Source organism: Bartonella sp. AP7XZML, assembly GCF_042195745.1.
GTDB lineage: Bacteria > Pseudomonadota > Alphaproteobacteria > Rhizobiales > Rhizobiaceae > Bartonella.
Genome location: NZ_JBHIOT010000107.1, coordinates 1 through 18,852, shown reverse-complemented (window position 1 = coordinate 18,852; position 18,852 = coordinate 1). Strand labels below are relative to the sequence as shown.

At 38.0% G+C, this 18,852-nt stretch carries 17 protein-coding genes, 1 tRNA gene and 2 pseudogenes; 13 read left to right on the top strand and 7 right to left on the bottom strand.

Annotated features, from left to right (window positions below; genetic code table 11):
• The first annotated feature begins 58 nt into the window (after positions 1 to 58).
• The 3 genes and pseudogenes from ACFILT_RS08880 to ACFILT_RS08870 all read left to right on the top strand — a co-directional run bounded on the left by ACFILT_RS08880 (position 59) and on the right by ACFILT_RS08870 (position 2,662).
• Complete coding sequence (locus ACFILT_RS08880) at positions 59 to 250, top strand: hypothetical protein (protein WP_375611601.1); 192 nt, start codon at positions 59 to 61, stop codon at positions 248 to 250.
• A gap of 678 nt (positions 251 to 928) precedes the next feature.
• Positions 929 to 1,148, top strand: a pseudogene (locus tag ACFILT_RS08875) (lyase family protein); the annotation flags it as partial.
• Between the two features lie 626 nt (positions 1,149 to 1,774).
• Complete coding sequence (locus tag ACFILT_RS08870; RefSeq protein WP_375679054.1) at positions 1,775 to 2,662, top strand: outer membrane protein; 888 nt, start codon at positions 1,775 to 1,777, stop codon at positions 2,660 to 2,662.
• A 1,619-nt stretch (positions 2,663 to 4,281) separates the two neighbouring features.
• Here ACFILT_RS08870 and ACFILT_RS08865 read toward each other — a convergent pair.
• A tRNA-Leu gene (locus ACFILT_RS08865) sits at positions 4,282 to 4,366 on the bottom strand.
• Positions 4,367 to 4,587: 221 nt separating this feature from the next.
• Between ACFILT_RS08865 and ACFILT_RS08860 the strand changes: the two genes are divergently transcribed.
• Together ACFILT_RS08860 and ACFILT_RS08855 are read left to right on the top strand one after the other, a co-directional pair.
• On the top strand, positions 4,588 to 5,193 hold the full coding sequence (locus ACFILT_RS08860; RefSeq protein ID WP_375679922.1) for a YqaA family protein: 606 nt from the start codon (positions 4,588 to 4,590) through the stop codon (positions 5,191 to 5,193).
• A 12-nt stretch (positions 5,194 to 5,205) separates the two neighbouring features.
• Entirely contained in the window at positions 5,206 to 5,778 is a 573-nt protein-coding gene (locus ACFILT_RS08855) for a disulfide bond formation protein B (protein ID WP_375611598.1), read from the top strand.
• Here the strand turns inward: ACFILT_RS08855 and ACFILT_RS08850 are convergent.
• Positions 5,775 to 5,909, bottom strand: a complete 135-nt coding sequence (locus tag ACFILT_RS08850; protein ID WP_375679056.1) for a hypothetical protein — start codon at positions 5,907 to 5,909, stop codon at positions 5,775 to 5,777. The two genes, ACFILT_RS08855 and ACFILT_RS08850, sit on opposite strands and share 4 nt — an antisense overlap.
• Positions 5,910 to 6,073: 164 nt before the next feature.
• On the opposite strand from ACFILT_RS08850, the gene ACFILT_RS08845 reads away from it, so the two are divergent.
• Positions 6,074 to 6,598: a type II toxin-antitoxin system PemK/MazF family toxin gene (locus ACFILT_RS08845; RefSeq protein WP_375613249.1), complete on the top strand. Its 525-nt coding sequence runs from the start codon at positions 6,074 to 6,076 to the stop codon at positions 6,596 to 6,598.
• 1,704 nt (positions 6,599 to 8,302) lie between these two features.
• On the opposite strand, the gene ACFILT_RS08840 is transcribed toward ACFILT_RS08845, so the two are convergent.
• Entirely contained in the window at positions 8,303 to 8,503 is a 201-nt protein-coding gene (locus ACFILT_RS08840; protein ID WP_375679057.1) for a hypothetical protein, read from the bottom strand.
• 294 nt (positions 8,504 to 8,797) lie between these two features.
• The gene (locus tag ACFILT_RS08835; protein WP_375679921.1) at positions 8,798 to 9,439 is read right to left on the bottom strand and encodes a hypothetical protein; all 642 of its coding nucleotides are present in this window, start codon (positions 9,437 to 9,439) and stop codon (positions 8,798 to 8,800) included.
• Positions 9,440 to 10,504: 1,065 nt separating this feature from the next.
• Here ACFILT_RS08835 and ACFILT_RS08830 point away from each other — a divergent pair.
• From ACFILT_RS08830 to dut (ACFILT_RS08820), 3 genes and pseudogenes are all read left to right on the top strand, one after another.
• On the top strand, positions 10,505 to 11,314 hold the full coding sequence (locus ACFILT_RS08830; RefSeq protein ID WP_375627767.1) for a VIT1/CCC1 transporter family protein: 810 nt from the start codon (positions 10,505 to 10,507) through the stop codon (positions 11,312 to 11,314).
• Positions 11,315 to 11,573: 259 nt separating this feature from the next.
• The gene (dut, locus tag ACFILT_RS08825) at positions 11,574 to 12,104 is read left to right on the top strand and encodes a dUTP diphosphatase (RefSeq protein ID WP_375679920.1); all 531 of its coding nucleotides are present in this window, start codon (positions 11,574 to 11,576) and stop codon (positions 12,102 to 12,104) included.
• 96 nt (positions 12,105 to 12,200) lie between these two features.
• Positions 12,201 to 12,763, top strand: a pseudogene (gene dut, locus ACFILT_RS08820) (dUTP diphosphatase).
• 851 nt (positions 12,764 to 13,614) lie between these two features.
• Here dut (ACFILT_RS08820) and ACFILT_RS08815 read toward each other — a convergent pair.
• Positions 13,615 to 14,196, bottom strand: a complete 582-nt coding sequence (locus ACFILT_RS08815; protein ID WP_375678788.1) for a biopolymer transporter ExbD — start codon at positions 14,194 to 14,196, stop codon at positions 13,615 to 13,617.
• Entirely contained in the window at positions 14,193 to 15,095 is a 903-nt protein-coding gene (locus ACFILT_RS08810) for a MotA/TolQ/ExbB proton channel family protein (RefSeq protein ID WP_375678789.1), read from the bottom strand. The genes ACFILT_RS08815 and ACFILT_RS08810 overlap by 4 nt, the downstream gene beginning before the upstream one ends.
• A 1,006-nt stretch (positions 15,096 to 16,101) precedes the next feature.
• Between ACFILT_RS08810 and ACFILT_RS08805 the strand changes: the two genes are divergently transcribed.
• Entirely contained in the window at positions 16,102 to 16,440 is a 339-nt protein-coding gene (locus ACFILT_RS08805; protein WP_375679918.1) for a YqjD family protein, read from the top strand.
• A 3-nt stretch (positions 16,441 to 16,443) separates the two neighbouring features.
• Positions 16,444 to 16,887, top strand: coding sequence for a hypothetical protein (locus ACFILT_RS08800; RefSeq protein ID WP_375631986.1), 444 nt, complete (start codon positions 16,444 to 16,446; stop codon positions 16,885 to 16,887).
• A gap of 590 nt (positions 16,888 to 17,477) precedes the next feature.
• Here ACFILT_RS08800 and ACFILT_RS08795 read toward each other — a convergent pair.
• Positions 17,478 to 18,221, bottom strand: a complete 744-nt coding sequence (locus tag ACFILT_RS08795; protein WP_375678791.1) for a nuclease — start codon at positions 18,219 to 18,221, stop codon at positions 17,478 to 17,480.
• A 109-nt stretch (positions 18,222 to 18,330) separates the two neighbouring features.
• On the opposite strand from ACFILT_RS08795, the gene ACFILT_RS08790 reads away from it, so the two are divergent.
• Together ACFILT_RS08790 and ACFILT_RS08785 are read left to right on the top strand one after the other, a co-directional pair.
• A complete protein-coding gene (locus ACFILT_RS08790) occupies positions 18,331 to 18,621 on the top strand; it encodes a TrbC/VirB2 family protein (RefSeq protein ID WP_375679917.1) in 291 nt (96 codons plus the stop codon).
• Positions 18,622 to 18,640: 19 nt separating this feature from the next.
• On the top strand, positions 18,641 to 18,852 hold a 212-nt coding region (locus tag ACFILT_RS08785; RefSeq protein WP_375679916.1), incomplete at its 3' end, for a type IV secretion system protein VirB3.

Sequence of the window (18,852 nt, the reverse complement as noted above, 5' to 3'; positions counted from 1 at the left end):
GATGACCGATAACAATTACCCACAGCGTTCATTTTAGGCTCTGATCCGCATTTATGCTATGGGTGGTTTTGTTGCTTATATTGTACTTAAAAGGCACAACGGTTTTGCAAAGGCATGGATAGTCATAGCTCAACACCCAATGGCTATACTGGCAGAAAGTGATTTAAATGGATATGACCTTAAGGTGTTTTTCATTCTAGCTTCGCGTTTTGATTTTGAAAATCTATTAGCTATCAACCAAACAGAATGAGCTCAAAAAAATCGGTATTATCGGTATTAATAGACATAATTTCAATCAAAGTATAAAAAGATTAATGAATTCATCGTAGTTACGCTTTACAATGTTATCATTATTGATAACATTGGGTAGATAACTCTTATCTCAATGAGATAATGTGTTTATTTATAATGATAATCTAGCGTTATCCATATTGAATGAGAATCCTAAAGACCGTAAGATTTTCTCATTTTAAATCGGTCCCATGTTGCATCAATCAAAATCACTGACTTGCACATCACAAACGCAATGAATGTATGAATAGAAATTGTATCCGATAAGGACTACAAACGCCTCTAATGAACAACCTCAAATGCCAAGGACTGTCACAACGGACAAAGGGGCCTCTGTCACAACATTGTGGAGAGGACTGTCACAACAACCCCACGAACTGGCAAATATAGTAATGGTACCGGCGTGCTCCTTTATGAAGCGTAAAAGAGGTGCTCAATAGATTTATTATTATACCATTCACAATCGCTGTCATGAAATGGGTTTAGGAATATTGAGAAATGTCTCCTTTATGAAGCGTGAAGATGGGAGTGCTCAATAGATTTATTATTATATCATTCACAATCGCTGTCATGAAATGGGTTTAGGAACATTGAGAAATGTCTCTTTTATGAAGCGTGAAGATGGGTGTTCAATAGAGGAACAGCTGTTGGAACAAAATTCAATGCACCGAAAGGTTTTGACCTTTGCTGAAACAATCCACTCTTTGACGGGATATCCTTGACAGCTCGCAAGAAATTGGAGGCATTTGCCCATTATAGCGCCCTCACCCATTTCCACAAAAACCTGAATGCCACGCGCTAATCTCTTTAAAATCGCCAACGACATTCAGTTTTTAGGCTCTCATCCACGTTCCGGCTTTAAGCGAACGGAACGGAGAGTTTATCCGTTTTACATGGCGCATAAGAAACCTCATGAGACTTGAGATTCTCGCACTTTACTCCTTCTTATTCTTCGTATTCCATTCAATCAATCAAAACTATTCGCTTGGATTATCATAAGCAAAAGTGGCATATAGATAAAAAAGAAATAAAGTCGCTCATCCCCTCAAGTGCTCAAAAGGCTATCGCAATACAAAGCTACGCAACATCAGAAACGAGCAAAGAATATGATGGTGTCAATATGCATTTTTTACGATCAATTGAATATGTAAGCACATTGATATCAATCATAATGGATAATACATTTAATAACAAAAAGTGTTTTAATATGTATAAAATAATGTTTTTTAAATAAGTAAAAAGCTTATTTACTATACTATAATTTTTTCTAAAACACAGAGAACATTGAAAATGTATAAAAAAATCCTGAAAAATCAATATAAACGTGGGATAATAGCATGAAAATAAGTTTTAAGAACGCTTAAATATGGATAATTATGGAGTTTTTGAGTATTTTAGTTTTCATAATGATATTAAATATAGATTTTTTTAACCAATTCGTATATAATACGATTTGTATCTGAAATAAATTGGGGACGTTTTTATGAAAACAAAATGTTTAGTTGCACTATCTATTTTCACCTTCATTACCGCTTCAACAGCGCAAGCAGCAGATACGGTAATCTTTAAGCAATCAGAACCGAAGGTTTCATTGCAAGATGTTTCATCGTCACGTATTTCACCGGTTACTGTTTCTGCGCCTTTTTCTTGGTCTGGTTTTTATTTTGGAGGACAAATTGGATATTTTTCCAATAAAAATACTCTAAATTACGCACAAGAAGCTAGGGACGGAAAATGGGCTTGGGTTGATAGAGATTTATCACCGAAACTATCAGGATTGAGAGCAGGTTTGTATGCAGGTTCTAATATTGATCTGGGAGATCTTGTTTTCGGTTTTGATACCGATATGGTCTGGTCTGGGAGGAAAAGCACCCAAACAGACAATGGAAAGAAAATTCTAGATGAATCAAACTCCATTAACATTGCCTTTAAAAAAGCTGGGATTCCTATCATAAAACCTGCAGCTCAGGGTGAAACGATATCCAACTATGGTGACATTGTTGTTAGCAGTGTAACATTGAAAGAAACGTGGTCTGGTGCCACGCGCGCGCGTATTGGTTTTGCTTCCCATCGTCTTATGCCTTATATTGCAGGGGGTATAGCCTATAGACAGATGCAATATATCATGTCACTTTTATCAAAACCGCAAGAAGATTCGACAATTTTTGCTTCTGGCAATGTGTTAGATGAGACAAAAACAATGTTTGGTTACACTATTGGTGGTGGTTTTGATCTTGCAATGACAGATAATATCATCATGCGTACAGAATATCGTTATTCAGATTTTTTTAAAAAGAAATTTGCAAACGATAACCTTAAAATCTCTTCTCAAACGCATGATGTTCGCTTTGGTATCGCTTATAAATTCTAAGTTTTGTAGAAAAATTGAACGATTAAAAAACCCTGTTAAAAACGGGGTTTTTTAATGCCCCTTTCCCCCTAAAAAGACGTAGATTCTAAAAACCAGTACTAAACTGTAAACAAATAGTCACGAAACAATAAAGCCTCTCCCTCTCTTAAAGCAAACTCCTATCCTCTCAGCCTTTCATGTCGTGCATTGGGAATATAAAAGCTTTACCATCATACCACTGGGCGCCATCGTAAAATAAATGAGAGCCGTTATTTAAGAGATATTTCTTTAAAATAAATATAGATATTGTGCATCAATTGCAGTGTTATAGGATGATGTTGACTTGGCCTCCCCGCTCTTAAAGGATAAAGATTCTAAAAACCCATTTTTAAACACCCATTTTTAAACACCATGTCCGTTTATAAAAGCACAAAAACCCTTGGAGACTCTTGGGAGATATTGGGGGATCTTGGGCGGGCTTCTTTGGGCTCCTCCTCATGGAATGCCCTTAAGTCTCAAGCAAGACAAACACTGAAGAATATCCAACACACACCGAAAAAATACTGTAACGTTTCAAGGAAGTATGCCCTATATGACCACACTTCAAACGACAGTATTTTACCGCTATTGTATGCCAGAGTGGAGAGAGGATATTGCGGTTCTCTGTTTATGTAATTTCTGTAACGGGGAGACAGCTTCATTTAGGGAGCACATGAAGTTTTCAAGGTAAAAACCAATTTCCAACCTTACCATTTCCCTCTGCTTTACGACTTTCAAAAGCCTCTAAAGCAAAATCTTTTAAGCCTCTCATGCTCCTGTCTTTTAAAGAGAGGAGATTACACATTGCCCCATGTTTTTGTTGCTCACATATCTTTTTGGCGATCACGCCCCTCATGTCATACGACAACGCTTCAAAGCAAACACACTCAAATTCAAGATACTTGGGTTGCCAATTCACATGCGTGTTTTAAAGAAACATCTCTCAAAACCCTCAAGCCCATTTTGCGACAGCACCTACAAGAATATAAAATCTATAAAGCCTCTAAAGCACTATTTTTTAAGCCTCTAAAGCTCCTGTCTTTTAAAGAGCGGAGATTACGCACTACCCCATGTTTTTGTTGCTCACATATCTTTTTGGCGATCACGCCCCTCATGTCATACGACAACGCTTCAAACCAAACACACTCAAATTCAAGACACTTTGGTTGCCAATTCACATGCGTATTTTAAAGAAACATCTCTCAAAACCCTCAAGCCCATTTTGCGACAGCACCTACAAGAATATAAAATCTATAGAGCACCATCTCTACACTTCATAAAAGTGCAAGCAGGCACCCCCCCCATCCATCATACACTTTAACCTCCAATGATGCCCTTGAAACGGCATAAGAGGCATTTTTATTCATTTTTTGTAAAATTTCACTCCACGCGAGCTCATCTAGCTTGTAACGCACGAGCGACATGATTTTGGTTGATTTACTATAAGCAGACTTGAAATGAGAGAATCCTACGGTATTCGAGGTTTTTCATTCAACATACAAAACATTGAACACGGTCTATAAATTCCATGTTTTATAAATCCCATGTTCTATAAAACAACGTGATGCGCCATAACAGGATAAAGGAAAATATTTATGAAGTGGTGCGGGTGGTCGGACTCGAACCGACACTCCTCTCGGAACCAGATTTTGAGTCTGGCGCGTCTACCAGTTCCACCACACCCGCACACTGCTATAAAAGACAGGACTATAAAAGACAGACTTGTCGATTATTCCTTTGCACTATATGAAGAAGAACAGATTCGTCAACAGAAGACTTCTCATTTTTTAAGAATTCATATCATTTTCTTATCTATTTTATGAAATACTTTCTTTATTGGATTTCTCTACCGGATTTATAGCAATCTCATTTGTAAAGTCTTTACCTCTTAAACTTATAAAAGCCTCATGATATTAAACAAATTAAAGCTTTGGACGATTTCTTTAGCAAATCGGCGTACAGCACCACACTGGCTTGGTTTCATTGCCTTTATTGAAAGTTCTGTTTTTCCAATTCCCATAGATGTTTTATATATTCCGATGCTTCTTATCCATCAAAAACGGGTTTATCGCTATGCTTTGATTGCGACAATCTGTTCTGTATTAGGAGGCATTGCCGGTTGGTTTATCGGACATTTTGCCTATGATACCCTTGCCAAACCCATTTTAGAAATTTATGGTAAGGTTGAAAGTTTTGAATCTCTGAAAAATAGTGCAACTCTGCAATTTCTAATCATTTTACTGATAACATCAGGTTTTTTTCATCTTCCCCCCATCAAGATTGTCACAATTTTGGCCGGTGTTATGAGTGTGCGTCTTGAACTTTTCATGCTTATTTGTATTTTTTCTAGAGGCGCTCGTTTTTATCTTCTCGCGTGGCTGATTAAACATTTTGGACAAAAAGCAATGAATTTTCTAGTACAGCATTTCAAATGGATTGTTCTCATTGGTTGTGTTAGCCTCCTTTTAATTTATGGGATTTTCATAGCTTTTTTAAACAAGAAGCTTTTATAAGGAACAGACTTAATGGCATGCGTTTTGTCTTCTCACCCACTTTTACACAAGCACCTTCATCTTGAACCCAGCAGAAAAGAACAAAGTTTATGGGCTTTTTTTCTCGCTTTTTGCTTGTCTGCCACAATAGGGATTGCCCTTGGTTTTGAATATTTCGGAGGATATCTTCCTTGCGATTTATGTCTCATAGAGCGTTTTCCTTATTATGGAGCCATACCATTTTTGCTCTTAGCAGGTTTTGGAGCATGTTTTTTTCGCATAACTGCTTGGATACAACTTTTATTTTTTTGTGTTTTTGTCTTAATGTGCATCAGCCTTGTTTTAGCCGTTTATCATGCGGGTGTTGAATATGGCTTTTGGGAAGCTCCCCTCAGCTGTGGTTTAAGCGCAGTCAGAAAAACCTCAGACATTAACCAGCTGCTTAACCAATTAAATAGCATTCATCCCCCTTCTTGTTCTGAAGCATCCGCACGCTTTCTTTTTCTCTCATTTGCCGGTTGGAATGTCGTCTCAAGCCTATTTTTCTCCCTTATAAGCCTCTATATTACTTCAAAAGGGCTCCTTTCAATCCATAAAAAACTCTAACCATAAAATAGAAACGAAACCGCGTGCACTCGTTCTCTCCAATCGCTTTCCCCTACCAACAACCCTCCAGTCACCAATCCCCACCCAAAACCACCCCCCGCCAAACCAACCCACCAACACCAACGAGTCACCAACATCCCTCCTCTAGCGTTCTACTCAAAAGACAAAAATAAGCAGATACATCCATTTTATGGTTTCACCTCTCTGTACTTATAAGCAACATTTTGATAAAAACTCGTGATAGAAAAGCCGTAAAATAATAAGTGAGGGGACCAATAAATATAAATGGTCTGCTATGGCTGAAGATAAGAACACAGAGCCTTCTACCCTATCACCTATTTCCTTAGATATAACCAAACTTGAAGAACCATGTGTTATGATGGAACATGATCATAATGCATGGCGCGAGCATATAAAAGAAAGGGATTTAAATGCGCCTTACGAAAAACCACCTCATATAAAACCACGAATCAAATCGGCACCACGCATCAGGCAAGTTTTTTGGTGCGATTTTCCTCATGATTCGATACTCCCTGAATTTTGGAAAAAGCGGCCTGTTTTAGTGCTTTCTAAGAATGCAAAATTATATGGAAATGTGACAGTTTTACCTTTTTCAACGAAATCACAACCCAATAATCCCGCTGCGTATCCAATACAATCTCCTATAGAGAATAAAAAAGCATGGATTATCTGCAATTATGTCACAACAGTTTCTGTAAGTCGTTTAAGTTGCTCACGTACCGTTCCAAGGTTATCCTGCGAAGATTTTCATAAAGTTGTAGCTCTAATGCTCAAATATTTACCGCATTTACACTATTGACTTTTGAGAAAAATAAGTGTACCTATATCACCATACACGGCATCAGTAATGGTGGCCGCTTCCCCGCAAGGGGAGATAGGAACGAAGGAGTGGGAAACCGCTCCTTTCGTCATTTTTGGTATTTTTTTGAAAACTGCCATTTTTTGCAACCTTCCCTAGAACATATCCAACATTCATTCTCCACCGTTGTTGTTTTGAAATATCTGCGATTTGGGGTAAGCAGAAGACAATATCCACACCTTGGATCCGGTAAAGTTTCCCATGGAGATTACCGAGATATTGTACATACTTATCATTTCATTGCACAAAAAATCGTGCTGCCGTTGCTTAAACTTTATATGATTTTCCGCAATGGGAATATCTTTCCAAGATTGAAAAAAATTTTTCATAATTTGGCATAACAAACAATCCCTTGTTCTTCGCGCTCTTGAAGTGTTCAATCGCTCAATTTACCAAAAGATATTCGACCTCACAACTTGTTTATTTACGTCCCTCAATACGGATGAAGCGGATGAAAAAGCCAGCATTTTTGAAAAGAAAAAAATAGTAAAGAGCATTGAATGATTCAAACGCTTTAAGACTACACAGAATACTCCATTCATCTTTGAACGCATCTGTTTCTGTAAAGAGAGCTAATAATGCTTATATAATCTGAATAATATTAGTTTACTTACCATATAATAACCGATTGATAACGATAACGCTAAACACAGAACTTACATCACCATACCGCAAAATAGTATTTTTACGAGATAACAAAGAAAATTCTCTAATAAACCAGAAATCAACACCCAACCGATTTCTATCTCTTCACCAAAAACAATTGTTTATTGCCCTAACCACATTATTTCACCGGTCACATGACCTAACATAGCTTTTGCAGATAGACTTTCTTCCTCTTCTCCTAGAAACGATCTATATTAAGCTATTTTGGGATTTACTGCTGAATTGCTTATGCTTGCGCTTTTAATGCCTTTTTTTTCACCATATAAAAGGTAGATAAAAAAATAATTTCGTTTATCAGCTTTATTTTAAAGACATACCTATTTTTTACAGGATACGTTCTCCTTTCTATCAGCCCTATCGCATTTAATACACTTGTCGTTTCTAAACATGAACAACCAAGCATCACAATGGAACAATAGACACCCATTTGTAGCTTGTCATCAAGTTTTGTATATTTTGACACTAGGTTTTGTACCAATTAATTTTTTTCAAAGAGTTTTTAAGAGGCTCTCAAAGGGGGTTCAAAGACCTCTCAAAGCCTTCTCTCATTTTTAGCATGAAAATGCACTTTTTTCTGATTTTCACTCTTTTTAGCTCTTTTTTACAATTTTAAATGTCAAAATCTATTTTGACAAAACGCGCATTGAATGCTAAATTTTATACATAAAAACAACAAATTACCACCTAATCCCACTGAGTATAAAGCCTAGTGTCAAACTACACCCATCACTTTCATGGGCACTTGCATTGACAAGAGATAAACAAGAGCATTGATCACCACACACAGAGCAAAAATCTATAGCGACTACGCCATAGACTTTCGCCACGCAAGGGTTATTCTTAGAGCATATTTATGATGAGATAATCATTTATGACATCCTTTTTGTTGCGCCATAGAACGGGTTTTGCTAACGAGTTTTACTATTGTGCAAATTTTTCAAGAGAAATCCTCACTCGCTCATAGATAACAAGATTTCTTTATGGAGAGCGCACATGACGCTCAGCTTTGACCTTTTCCATAACAAGGGTAAGTTCAAACTTTAACCAACACGACAATACACCTATTCTAAACGATTTACGCACCACCTCATCAGCAACAGGCTGCTCCAATATCGGTGCACTTACTTGAGAATTTTTTGCACTTCCACGCACCGTAAAAAAAGAAAGTCTTTTTTTCATATTTAACTCCATTTCAGTTGATTTGGATTTTAAAAGTGCCCAAAAAAATCAAACAAAAATAGAGAGGTAAGTTACGAAAACTACAGGGTAAATTTTACTGCCCCCAAATATCTATTTTTCCCCCTCTGAACAGTCATTGAAACAGTATAAAAATTATTTTCATTAAAAAACAACTACTTATAATCTAGGGGAAGAAAGGTAAAAACTTCTCCCAGAAAAGGAGATTATCTTCAAAATTATCAAAAAAAGCAGCACAATTTTAGTGATTTTTTTGTTTTTTTTCTTTTGATAAAATTAATTGGCAGGTGTCTTAGGCGCCCCTCCGGTAGGTTCCCAATTCGCAACAGCCGCTAATTCCTCAATGAGCTTCTCTCTTGGTAAATTATTACCATCGACCAAATTGTACTGAATGGCATTGTCACTAAGCCACTTTATAAGCGTTCCTTTAACAGTTTTACCGCCCTCAGCCTCACTCACCGCTTCCCATGCCGCAACAATAGCAGCAAGCTTTGGAGCATAACGTGGATGCGTTGGATCTTGAAACGCATATTTTTGGTCCTTAGTCTCAGCAGAATCATCCTCAGGGAAAAAAAATGGAGGGTACAGACCACGCGATGAAAGCCATTCTTTTAAATCATCAACGCGAACATATGAGGAATCTGCATCTATAAAATCCGAAAAATTATAGTACGACCATTCTATCTCTAATCGATTGCTTTTTCCCGCTTGAACGATAGCATGATAGGCTGCACGGAAATTAGCAGTTTTCTCTGATGATACGGAAAGGTTATCTTCGTAAACATCACTTTTTTCTGGTTCTAATTTGTTGACAAACAAATACTTTCCTGGATTTAATCCAACTATTAAAAGCGCTGCCTGCAGTATTGTTAGTTTTTCAGAAAGCCGCCAAAATTTCAAACCATCACTATTTTCCATATATGCTCCCTTTTTTCTGCACAATTTCGCTCTTTTTTAAAAACATCAAAAACGTTTGTTAACGCGTAGAGATTATGCACTTTTCACATTTCAACTCATCCCATACTTTAAATAAAAACACAGCACCCACACCCTTCCTTGTGATACACAAGAAAATGATTTGAATTGATTTAAGATAAGAAGTTTTGAAGTGAGAGGAATCCTACTGAATTTTGGGCTTTCATACAAGATATCAGGCAAGTTACAAGGCGATAAATGCCCCTTCATAAAGCATAAATTTTTATGCGTGATCAAACAATTTGATCTGATAATATCTCTTTCATTTATGCACTCCCACCCTTAAACCTGCCCCTGCAATTACAGCACAAAAGATAATTCATTACATCAAATCCACCTAAATGCAAAAGCTGTCACAACGCTCAATGCGCGTAAATATCATAAGAATACTGTCTTACACCTCCACAAGCAGAATGAGTGGCGTAAAACTGTACAATAAAATGCCATACCTATAATGAACCGTGCTAAAGACTGTCGCAACACTGGGAGCTAAGGTGTATGATGATGCCGGCTTGCTCTTTTATGAAGCGTAAAGATTAAGAAGACTCAATGGAGTTTATATTATTTCATGGAAATTTTGCGGCTCTACCCTTCTATACTCTTCACGAGTCCCCTCGCGAAATGGGCTTTTATCCCTTGAAAAAGGTCTCTTTTAAAGAATCATCTCAAATTCCAAGAGCTGTTACAGTATTTTGAACGCATCAAATGAATGATGATGCTAGCTTATTCCTTTCCTATATTCTCGAGCATCAATACATTAGAATGCTCCATTCAAACGCCCCTTTAGCAAAATAAAGCACATTGTCTCTTAAATTTTTTCACGTAATCATTTCTTTCATGCGCCCCTCTCGTCTCCATTTGATAAATCTCCTTGTACTTTCTCAGCATCCCATCACCTTTTTTCTCAGTGCAACCTTTTTGTAATTTGTCAGTTTTTAACTTTTAGATTGACTTTCGGTTTATTTTTCTTATGTTTTAGAATTATTCTAAAGTGCAGAGGAACAGAAAATGTTGAGATCGTTTTTTTCATTTGTACAACGTAAAGCTCTGTCCTTTCGTTCAGCACAAAACGTGATACTTAAAGCGCTCAAATTAAAAGAGCAACATGCGGCGCTCTATTTAAAATATGCAAAAGCTCTAGAACCTTATTCCTCTAAGGAAGCCGCGGTTTTTACCGCTATGGGGCTTCAAGAGCTTAAAAATTATAAGCAACTTTTGTGCCTTTCTTGCCATAATCGTGCAAACACTATCGGTTCATTATGTGACAAAACTTCTCTTGTGAAAGGAAAGAGCCGCCATCCCTCCCAAAAAACAACAGCGGCAAATCACACCATAAAAAAGCCTTCGAAAACGCAAAGACAAACACTTTTGACTTGGATTCAACCAGGTCTTGCAGGATTAATGGATGGCTCTGTCTCCACCCTTGCCCCCATTTTTGCCGCAGCTTTTGCCACGGGAGACACGCATCAAACTTTTTTGATAGGGCTCTCAGCTTCAATTGGTGCGGGACTTTCAATGGGTTTCACAGAAGCAGCCCATGATGACGGCAAATTATCAGGGCGTGGTTCGCCATTAAAAAGAGGTCTTGCCAGCGGCATCATGACAACATTAGGAGGACTAGGTCATACGCTTCCCTATTTGATCAACTCTTTTTATGTAGCGACAATTATTGCTTTTATCATTGTTTTTTTTGAACTAGGCGCCATCGTCTGGATTCAGAACAAATTCATGTCCACTCCCTTTTGGCGCGCCTCTTTACAGGTCATCATTGGGGGAGCTCTGGTTTTTGCCACGGGTATTCTTATCGGTAGTATCTAAAAAATCTTATCTGTAACCATAATTTAGATCTCAAATAAGCGCATGCCCCTAGGCATAAGCCATCCTTGATGATGCCATTATTGAAAAATGCCATTGATAATGTTAGGTGGTGTTGTGGAATATTTTAAGTCAGTAAGAGATGATAAGCAAGCTCTGGGGACAACCTATATCCACACACCTTTATCGACTTGGTTTTATAGATATCTTTTGTTAAAGTATCATTTTCTTCTAGACCTCATATTTTGGAAATGCCTCGATCATGTCACACACTGAAACAAACGCCTCTCTAAACAACCATCCTGTCTCTTCTCAATCTTCACATGCCCAGACTTTATTTGTTCAGCGTCTTGCACACGGACAAGGTTTAGAACTTCCTTGCTACGCGACGGCGGGTTCTGCGGGTCTTGATCTACGGGCAGCAATTGGAGAAGAAGAAACGCTTGTTCTTGCCCCTGGGCAGCGGGAACTTATTCCAACAGGTCTCATTTTTCATTTATCTCTTGGGTTTGAAGCACAAATACGTCCACGCTCTGGCTTAGCCTTAAAACACGGCATCACATGCCTCAACACTCCAGGAACGATTGATAGTGACTACCGTGGTGAAGTCAAAGTCCTTCTTATCAATTTAGGACAAGAAGACTTTTCAATCCAACGGGGCATGCGCATTGCCCAAACAGTCATCGCCCCCGTATCTCAAGTTAATATTTGCGCCATTGAACCAGAACAAAATACCCAAAGCCATAACGAGAGCCGTGGAACAGGAGGTTTTGGTTCAACAGGACACACTTAAGAAGCTCTGAAAAATCGCTACTCTCAAAATAACACACACACTTATTCTAATCACTCTTTCACTTAAAACCCCTTGGGCTTTTAAAGTGCAGAAGGAATGCGCATTTGCTTTCAAAGTTTTTTCACTAAACGCCCCTCTAAACGGGCATCCTTACTCTTCTCCTGTCTCTTCTCAATCTTCACACCCCCCTTGAATTTATCCGTTCAGCATCGCCCGCTTGGGACAAGAAAGCTTCCTCACTACACAACGGCTGGTTCTGCGGGTCTTGGATTTACAAGCAGCAATTGGAGAAGAAGAAACGCTTGTTCTTGCCCCTGGGCAGCGGGAACTTATTCCAACAGGTCTCATTTTTCATTTATCACGTGGGGCTTGAAGCACGCATCCGTCCACACTCTGGCTTAACCTTAAAACACGGGCATCACATGCCTCAACACTACAGGAACGATTGAGTGTGACTATCCGGAAGTGAAGTCAAACTCCTTCTTATCAATTTAGGCCAAGAAGACTTTTCAATCCAACGGGGCATGCGCGCCATTGCCCAAACAGTCATTGCCCCTGTATCCCAAGTTAATGTTTGCGCCATTGAACCAGAGCAAAATACCCAAAGCCATAACGAGAGCCGTGGAACAGGAGGTTTTGGTTCAACGGGACACACTTAAGAAGCTCTGAAAAATCGCTACTCTCAAAATAACACACATACTTATTCCAACCACTCTTTCACTGGAAATTCTTTGAGCTTTTAAAATGCAGAGGGAATGCGCATTTGCTTTCAAAGTTTTTTCACTAAACGCCCCTCTAAACAAGCATCTCTCAATTACGTCTCGTGCGCTATACAAAACTTCATTATCACCAGATACCCCTCCCCCATAACAAAAACATTGGCATTAAACATTGAGAGCTCACACACCGCTGGTAATGTCGACAATCTATACATCATATTGATTTATAATAATAATGAATTGTCTTGTAACTTAAATGAGAAATCTCAATACTGTAAGATTGTTTCATGGCAAGCCTATTTATATTAAATCAATCAAAAGCATGTTTCTCACATTCCAAACGTGGCTAGCACGCAGATAAAAACTGAAAAAATGCCTACAATGAATAGCACTATCACAACATTGGGAAAAAAATATAAATACGATAATGGTGCTCGCTTGCTCTTTTGTTAAGCATAAAGATGGTGATGTTTGATAGGTTTTTTGATTATGTTACGGGGGCTTTACCGTTATACCATTTATGAACACCGCCGCAAAAAAGGCTTTAAGATGTATTAAGACACACAACAATCGCCTCTGCTGTTTTTTTGATCGCACCTCTTGCGGCAAGATGAGTAGAGTTTAATCCTAGAAAAACCGATTCAATATATGAACCCCCTGCATAATATCAAACCCCTACGTAATATCAAACCCATGCGTATTTGGTTTAATAAATCCACGGAACCCTCATCAATTTCACTCTACGACTTTGAGTAATATGCTTTGCTTCCTGCAACAAAGGCTGTTTTTTATCACTGATCAGAGACATCGGCTGGAATATTAGCGTTTCCCGCAGGGCTCGTTGTTACGGCATCCACACGCCCCACAACGTTACCACCCGCTCCATCGACAGCAGCATCCGCTACCCCTGTTGTTTTATTATTGATCTCACCTCTTGAAACAAGATTGGTAGAGTTTTGCAATCCTACAAGACCGATTTTATGATATCCAGCCATGCGTATTTGATTTAATAAATCGATGACAGTACCATAATCAATTTCGCTATCCGCTTTGATTAAAATTTTTGCCTCTAAATTTTGTGTAGTTTCCCTCAACAAAGCTTCTCTCAAAGCTGCTTGTTCTACAAGATGATCACCAATGTAAAGAGAACGATCTTTTTGCAACGTAACATAAAGAGGTTCATCAGACTGAACCACTGAAGGTGCTTGAGTTATAGAAGGAAGCTGAACGGAAATGGCAGATGTTGCCAAAGGCGCTGCAACCATAAAAACAATAAGCAACACCAATACAACATCAATAAAAGGGGTCACATTGATTTCACTTTGCAACCCACTCTCGTCTATATCCCAATCATTATTAAGGCTTGCTTTCATTTTTTATGACTTTTCTGTTGTCTTTGCCTATCAAGTTCACGGCTCAAGAGCCTTTCAAGAGCAGCAGCGATATCGCCTAAATCACTGCGATAACCACTCAAAGCACGCATAAGGCTATTATACATAACAACGGCGGGAATAGCCACAAAAAGCCCAACAGCCGTTGCGAATAAAGCTTCAGCAATTCCAGGCGCCACCACATCAAGTCGCGTTGTTTGAGACTGAGCAATCCCAATAAAAGAGTTCATAATTCCCCAAACAGTTGCAAAAAGACCAACAAAAGGAGCAATTGCGCCAATAGTTGCAAGAACAGCACTTCCACATGCAACACGGCGTGTAGCAGCCAGCAAGCAGCGTGACAAAAGTGAATGAACCCTTTCTTTTAAACCTTCATGAACATCGCGAACCCTAGCATCGCGAACATCGCGGGAAACATCTTCATATTGATTGCTCTCCTCATAAAAGAGAATATCTTCAATCGTTTGTGCATTTTCCCCTGTACTGGTTTTTTCACCAGAGCTTTCGTTTATCCCTTCAGGAGCAGAAAAATGAACCTGTTGTGCAGAAAGATACACCTCTTTAAGGACTTCTTTGAGAAAAAATACACCAGCCCCTTTGCTTTCTTTCAAGCTAGCTGCCAAACGCGTAAGAGTCTGAGCATTTAGAACCAATTGAAGTTCATGACGTACTCTTCGTTTTACCAAAGTGATCTCGACAATTTTCACAAAAGCAATTGTCCAAGACACAAGTGAAGCAAGTAACAAAATAATGATAACCGCTTTTACCACCCAATCAGCAGCCATAAACATAGAAAAAGGAGAAAAATCATGCACTGTCAATACAGCAGACATATTATCTAAAGGGACTGTTTTATCTAAAGGGACTGTTTCAGATTCCATTTTTATCTCACATTCTTGTGCTCTTATCTTTATTTATGAGCTGGATCGTCACCCCGCATAGCATCACTGTTCCAAAATGCCACTACCCTTTTAACATCACTTGTGTATTCCTCTTAAGAAAGAAAACTTGATAAATCAAGTATAGTTTTATTTCACAAGCTCTCTCTTAATTCTAAAGAAATTACTCAAGAAATTTTTCTCTAACAATTCAACAAGTTTATCTTACCCAATCAATTTATTGCATAAATTAGGCAAAATGATAAACTTACAAGAAGTATCGCATATAATATTTTAATTTATAAGAATAATTTATCATCGTTCCTGTTAAATAAATCTCTCATATCGCAAAGCTTTTCTCATTTCTGCGGCTCTTTTGAAGCCAACAAAATATTTTCTTACATGAAACAAGCAGCAAAAATATCATAAAATCCTCGGAGAAAAGGATATGCACTTCTCTAACAACCAGTGCACTAAAGTACCTCTCCTATCCTAAAATAAAAATATACCTTACGTTTTAAAAAAAGAACTATCGCAATATCTTAAACTGACCAAAAGTATCATGGGCAGCGCGTGTTGCCCCCAAATACATAGAGAGCAAAGAGCCGCAATATTATTTTCTTTTTCTTTGCTGCAAAAGTATAAAAATGACAGTACTTCTGCCGCAAAATCGCAACAACAATGTTTTTTAGCTGTCACAAGCTTAAAAAATAAGCCTCAGCACACTTTTAAAAAACTTTTATAAAAAAACTGCGCCACGAGAAACTGAAGAATGGTGCTAAATTGCTGCAAAAGCATAAGGCAATTCTCAACAGATGCGACCCTTTACAGACAAAGCATATCGTATAGGAAAGATTTATTTTATCAAAAACAATTTTAAATTCGACAAAATGAAAGGAACCAAAAAAAGCTTTTGGCGTTACTGAAGCAGTGAAAATTTTCACTCCAATGCAAATGATCACTATGAACACACCAATACAAATATAATGAATCAAGAGGGAAAAATACCATGGCCCATAATAAAACAACACAGCACGATAAAACAGCCGTAGAAAAAGACCTACAAAAAGACCTACAAGGACAATTAGAAAAGTTACGCACTGAAATTTCAGGGATTACCTCAACCCTAACAGATCTTGGTGCAAACAAATTCAACGCCGCCAAAGACAAAGCGGAAAAACTATATCACTCAGCGAAAGAAAGTGGTGAAGACATGATGTCTCAAGCAAAAGATAAAATCAGTGATCTTGAACAAACTCTGAATCAATGCGTTCGCAAAAATCCTGGCAAAAGCGTTTTGTTTGCCGCAGGGGTTGGTTTTATTCTTTCTCAATTACTGCGTCGTTAAGCAATGCATAAGTTTATCGCGCCTCTTTTAAACCATCTTGTCGGTGGAGGGCTTAAAAGCACAGTCAAGCAAGTACGCCTTCAAGCAATTTTCTATGGGTTTATTAGCATTTCATTCTTCATGTCTTTGCTTTTTTTATGTACCATCGGTTTTATTGCGTTATGTTCTGTTATGAAGCCTCTTGCTGCCGCTAGTATCATGTTTTTAATTTGTCTTTCTCTTGCGGGATTAGGTCTTATTATCAGTCGCGTTCTCAAAACTTATCAACGCTATGACCAACAAAAAAAGACAGAAGAACAACGCCACAAACTCATGACAGATGCGACTGTTTCCAGTCTTGCCGCTCTCAGTCAACATCTCCCTTTTGCCAAATTGGGTGTTCCCATTCTCGGACTTGCAACTTATTTTTTGTGGAAAAAAGATAAAAAAGACCGCTTTTCAGAGTAAAATATGTAAAGCTGTCACTCTAAATCCCCCCTTAATGTGCTTTCTTTTATAACAAAAGAAAGCACATTTTTTTCCTCATAGTCTCTTTAGCTTCTCCAAGTGCCTGAAAAAATCCCCTTCATTTTGCTAAAAATTCCATAGAACCGCTACACTCTCTTTCAGATTGCAACCCATATTTCATGAACATAGCAACATGAGGCAAAGCTTGCATTAAAAGTTCTGGTTTGATTTGAAGCAATTGATTGTTTTTTGAAGGCAAGGTATTTTCAGTTTTACCTTTCCTCTATATTTTCATAAGCCTTTTTTCATGACCAAAGGTCACATCAGTAGTTTGCGTGTGTTCATATTTTTCTGAACACTCATGTTTGTTACAATGACTATTTTGTTTAGGGGAAGGAAACGCGCTCTCCCATAGCGCTATAGTAAACAACCTATAGGATATTTTAAACACAACAATTTTCCATAACGAGCGTTGTCCACCAAGGACTGCGTGGATTATCATTAACTTTTTTCTGATAAGATTTGCAGTAGAATATTGTCTTGACTTTTAAATAGCGCTTGAGAGAACGCTTTATTAATAATGGTCAATATTAATTATGGTCAATGGGATTATAGCTTCCATGATCTCTTCGCCAATCTTCTGGTTGTTGAAATTGGCTCGACCATAAACCGTTTTGTGCTTTTTGAGCAGCAGATTGTAGAGTTTTATAGTCTGCGGGGGATGGAAAATGATGCTGATCTTTTGTCAACACCATCAACCCTTCTGCCAGCCCCAACCGCGCCAGATCAACCCCATCTACAAAACATTGTGCATAATGAACCTGTTGAACGACACGTGCTTGCCGACAAGTAACCTTTTTATCAATTGTTTTTGAAACAAGCCAAGCCGTAACAAAAGCGCCGCAAGGCCACTTAACTCCGTTGCGTGAGGCAAATTGTCGTGTTTCACAGCTTTCCACACCATATAAGCGGATATCACGGATAATCTTTTTTCTCCATCCATCATCTACAAGCGTGATCATTTTAAAGGTCACACCACTTGTGACCTGTATAGCACCGGAATAGACCGGCACATTTTCTTCATAAAATTGTGATGCGATTGGTTCTGAATGCAACACCACATTTTGTTGGCTTGCGTCTTGTTGGTTTGCATAATCTATCAATTGTGACTTCGGATTTTGAACGGGGTTTTCTATTGTCTTTTCTGATCCTTCAAAAAGAGAAAATTGCATAATATTTTCAGTATGTTGACTGAAATAAAAGTATCCTAAAATAATAATACAAATTAAGACAATATATTTAGGCGCTGCTCGAAGATATTTTAAAAGTATCATTTTGAATATTACTATATTTTTTGTTCATTAAATAATAAAAGATTAAATATTATTAATTTATCGATAGAAAAATTTATTTTTTTCATTTATGTGATTACCGATTAATATTTTGAATATTAATTTTGTGATTAACTTAAACATAAAGCGGGGGAANGCCTTCATCGCACTGAGTGAACCAGCCTTTGCCGCAGGCGGCTTCGGAAAAATTGAAAGTGCTCTTCAAAAAATAATTGAAGCCTTAACAGGACCAATTGCAAAATCAATCGCGACCATTGCGATTGCCGGTGTTGGGATTGCATGGATTGCTGGTTATGTTGAAATGCGTAAAGCTTTCTTTGTTTGTATTGGCATCGGCATTATCTTTGGTGCACCACAAATCGCAGCAATGTTTTCCAGTTAAACTCCAGCCTTTTAAAGCCATGAAAGAGCACGATAAGCTAACAGAAGATACGCTATTTCTTGCTTGCACGCGCCCTGCAATGATTGCAGGCGTGACAGTGGAGGCTATGGGATTAAATGGGATAGGAACAATGATATTGTTCATTATGTCAGGCAATATTTTTCTTGTAACCATTGGTATTGCCATGCATTTCATATTCAAGGAAATCCTAAAGCATGACCATAACAAATT

Bases quoted from the DNA above. Each gene is read 5' to 3' on its own strand.
- dut (WP_375679920.1), top strand. From the start codon at position 11,574: ATGTCACACACTGAAACAAACGCCTCTCTAAACAACCATCCTGTCTCT.
- ACFILT_RS08815 (WP_375678788.1), bottom strand. From the start codon at position 14,196: ATGAAAGCAAGCCTTAATAATGATTGGGATATAGACGAGAGTGGGTTG.
- ACFILT_RS08870 (WP_375679054.1), top strand. From the start codon at position 1,775: ATGAAAACAAAATGTTTAGTTGCACTATCTATTTTCACCTTCATTACC.
- ACFILT_RS08880 (WP_375611601.1), top strand. From the start codon at position 59: ATGGGTGGTTTTGTTGCTTATATTGTACTTAAAAGGCACAACGGTTTT.
- ACFILT_RS08805 (WP_375679918.1), top strand. From the start codon at position 16,102: ATGGCCCATAATAAAACAACACAGCACGATAAAACAGCCGTAGAAAAA.
- ACFILT_RS08795 (WP_375678791.1), bottom strand. From the start codon at position 18,221: ATGATACTTTTAAAATATCTTCGAGCAGCGCCTAAATATATTGTCTTA.
- ACFILT_RS08845 (WP_375613249.1), top strand. From the start codon at position 6,074: ATGGCTGAAGATAAGAACACAGAGCCTTCTACCCTATCACCTATTTCC.
- ACFILT_RS08840 (WP_375679057.1), bottom strand. From the start codon at position 8,503: ATGAAAAAAAGACTTTCTTTTTTTACGGTGCGTGGAAGTGCAAAAAAT.
- ACFILT_RS08835 (WP_375679921.1), bottom strand. From the start codon at position 9,439: ATGGAAAATAGTGATGGTTTGAAATTTTGGCGGCTTTCTGAAAAACTA.
- ACFILT_RS08830 (WP_375627767.1), top strand. From the start codon at position 10,505: ATGTTGAGATCGTTTTTTTCATTTGTACAACGTAAAGCTCTGTCCTTT.
- ACFILT_RS08855 (WP_375611598.1), top strand. From the start codon at position 5,206: ATGGCATGCGTTTTGTCTTCTCACCCACTTTTACACAAGCACCTTCAT.
- ACFILT_RS08860 (WP_375679922.1), top strand. From the start codon at position 4,588: ATGATATTAAACAAATTAAAGCTTTGGACGATTTCTTTAGCAAATCGG.
- ACFILT_RS08800 (WP_375631986.1), top strand. From the start codon at position 16,444: ATGCATAAGTTTATCGCGCCTCTTTTAAACCATCTTGTCGGTGGAGGG.
- ACFILT_RS08810 (WP_375678789.1), bottom strand. From the start codon at position 15,095: ATGGAATCTGAAACAGTCCCTTTAGATAAAACAGTCCCTTTAGATAAT.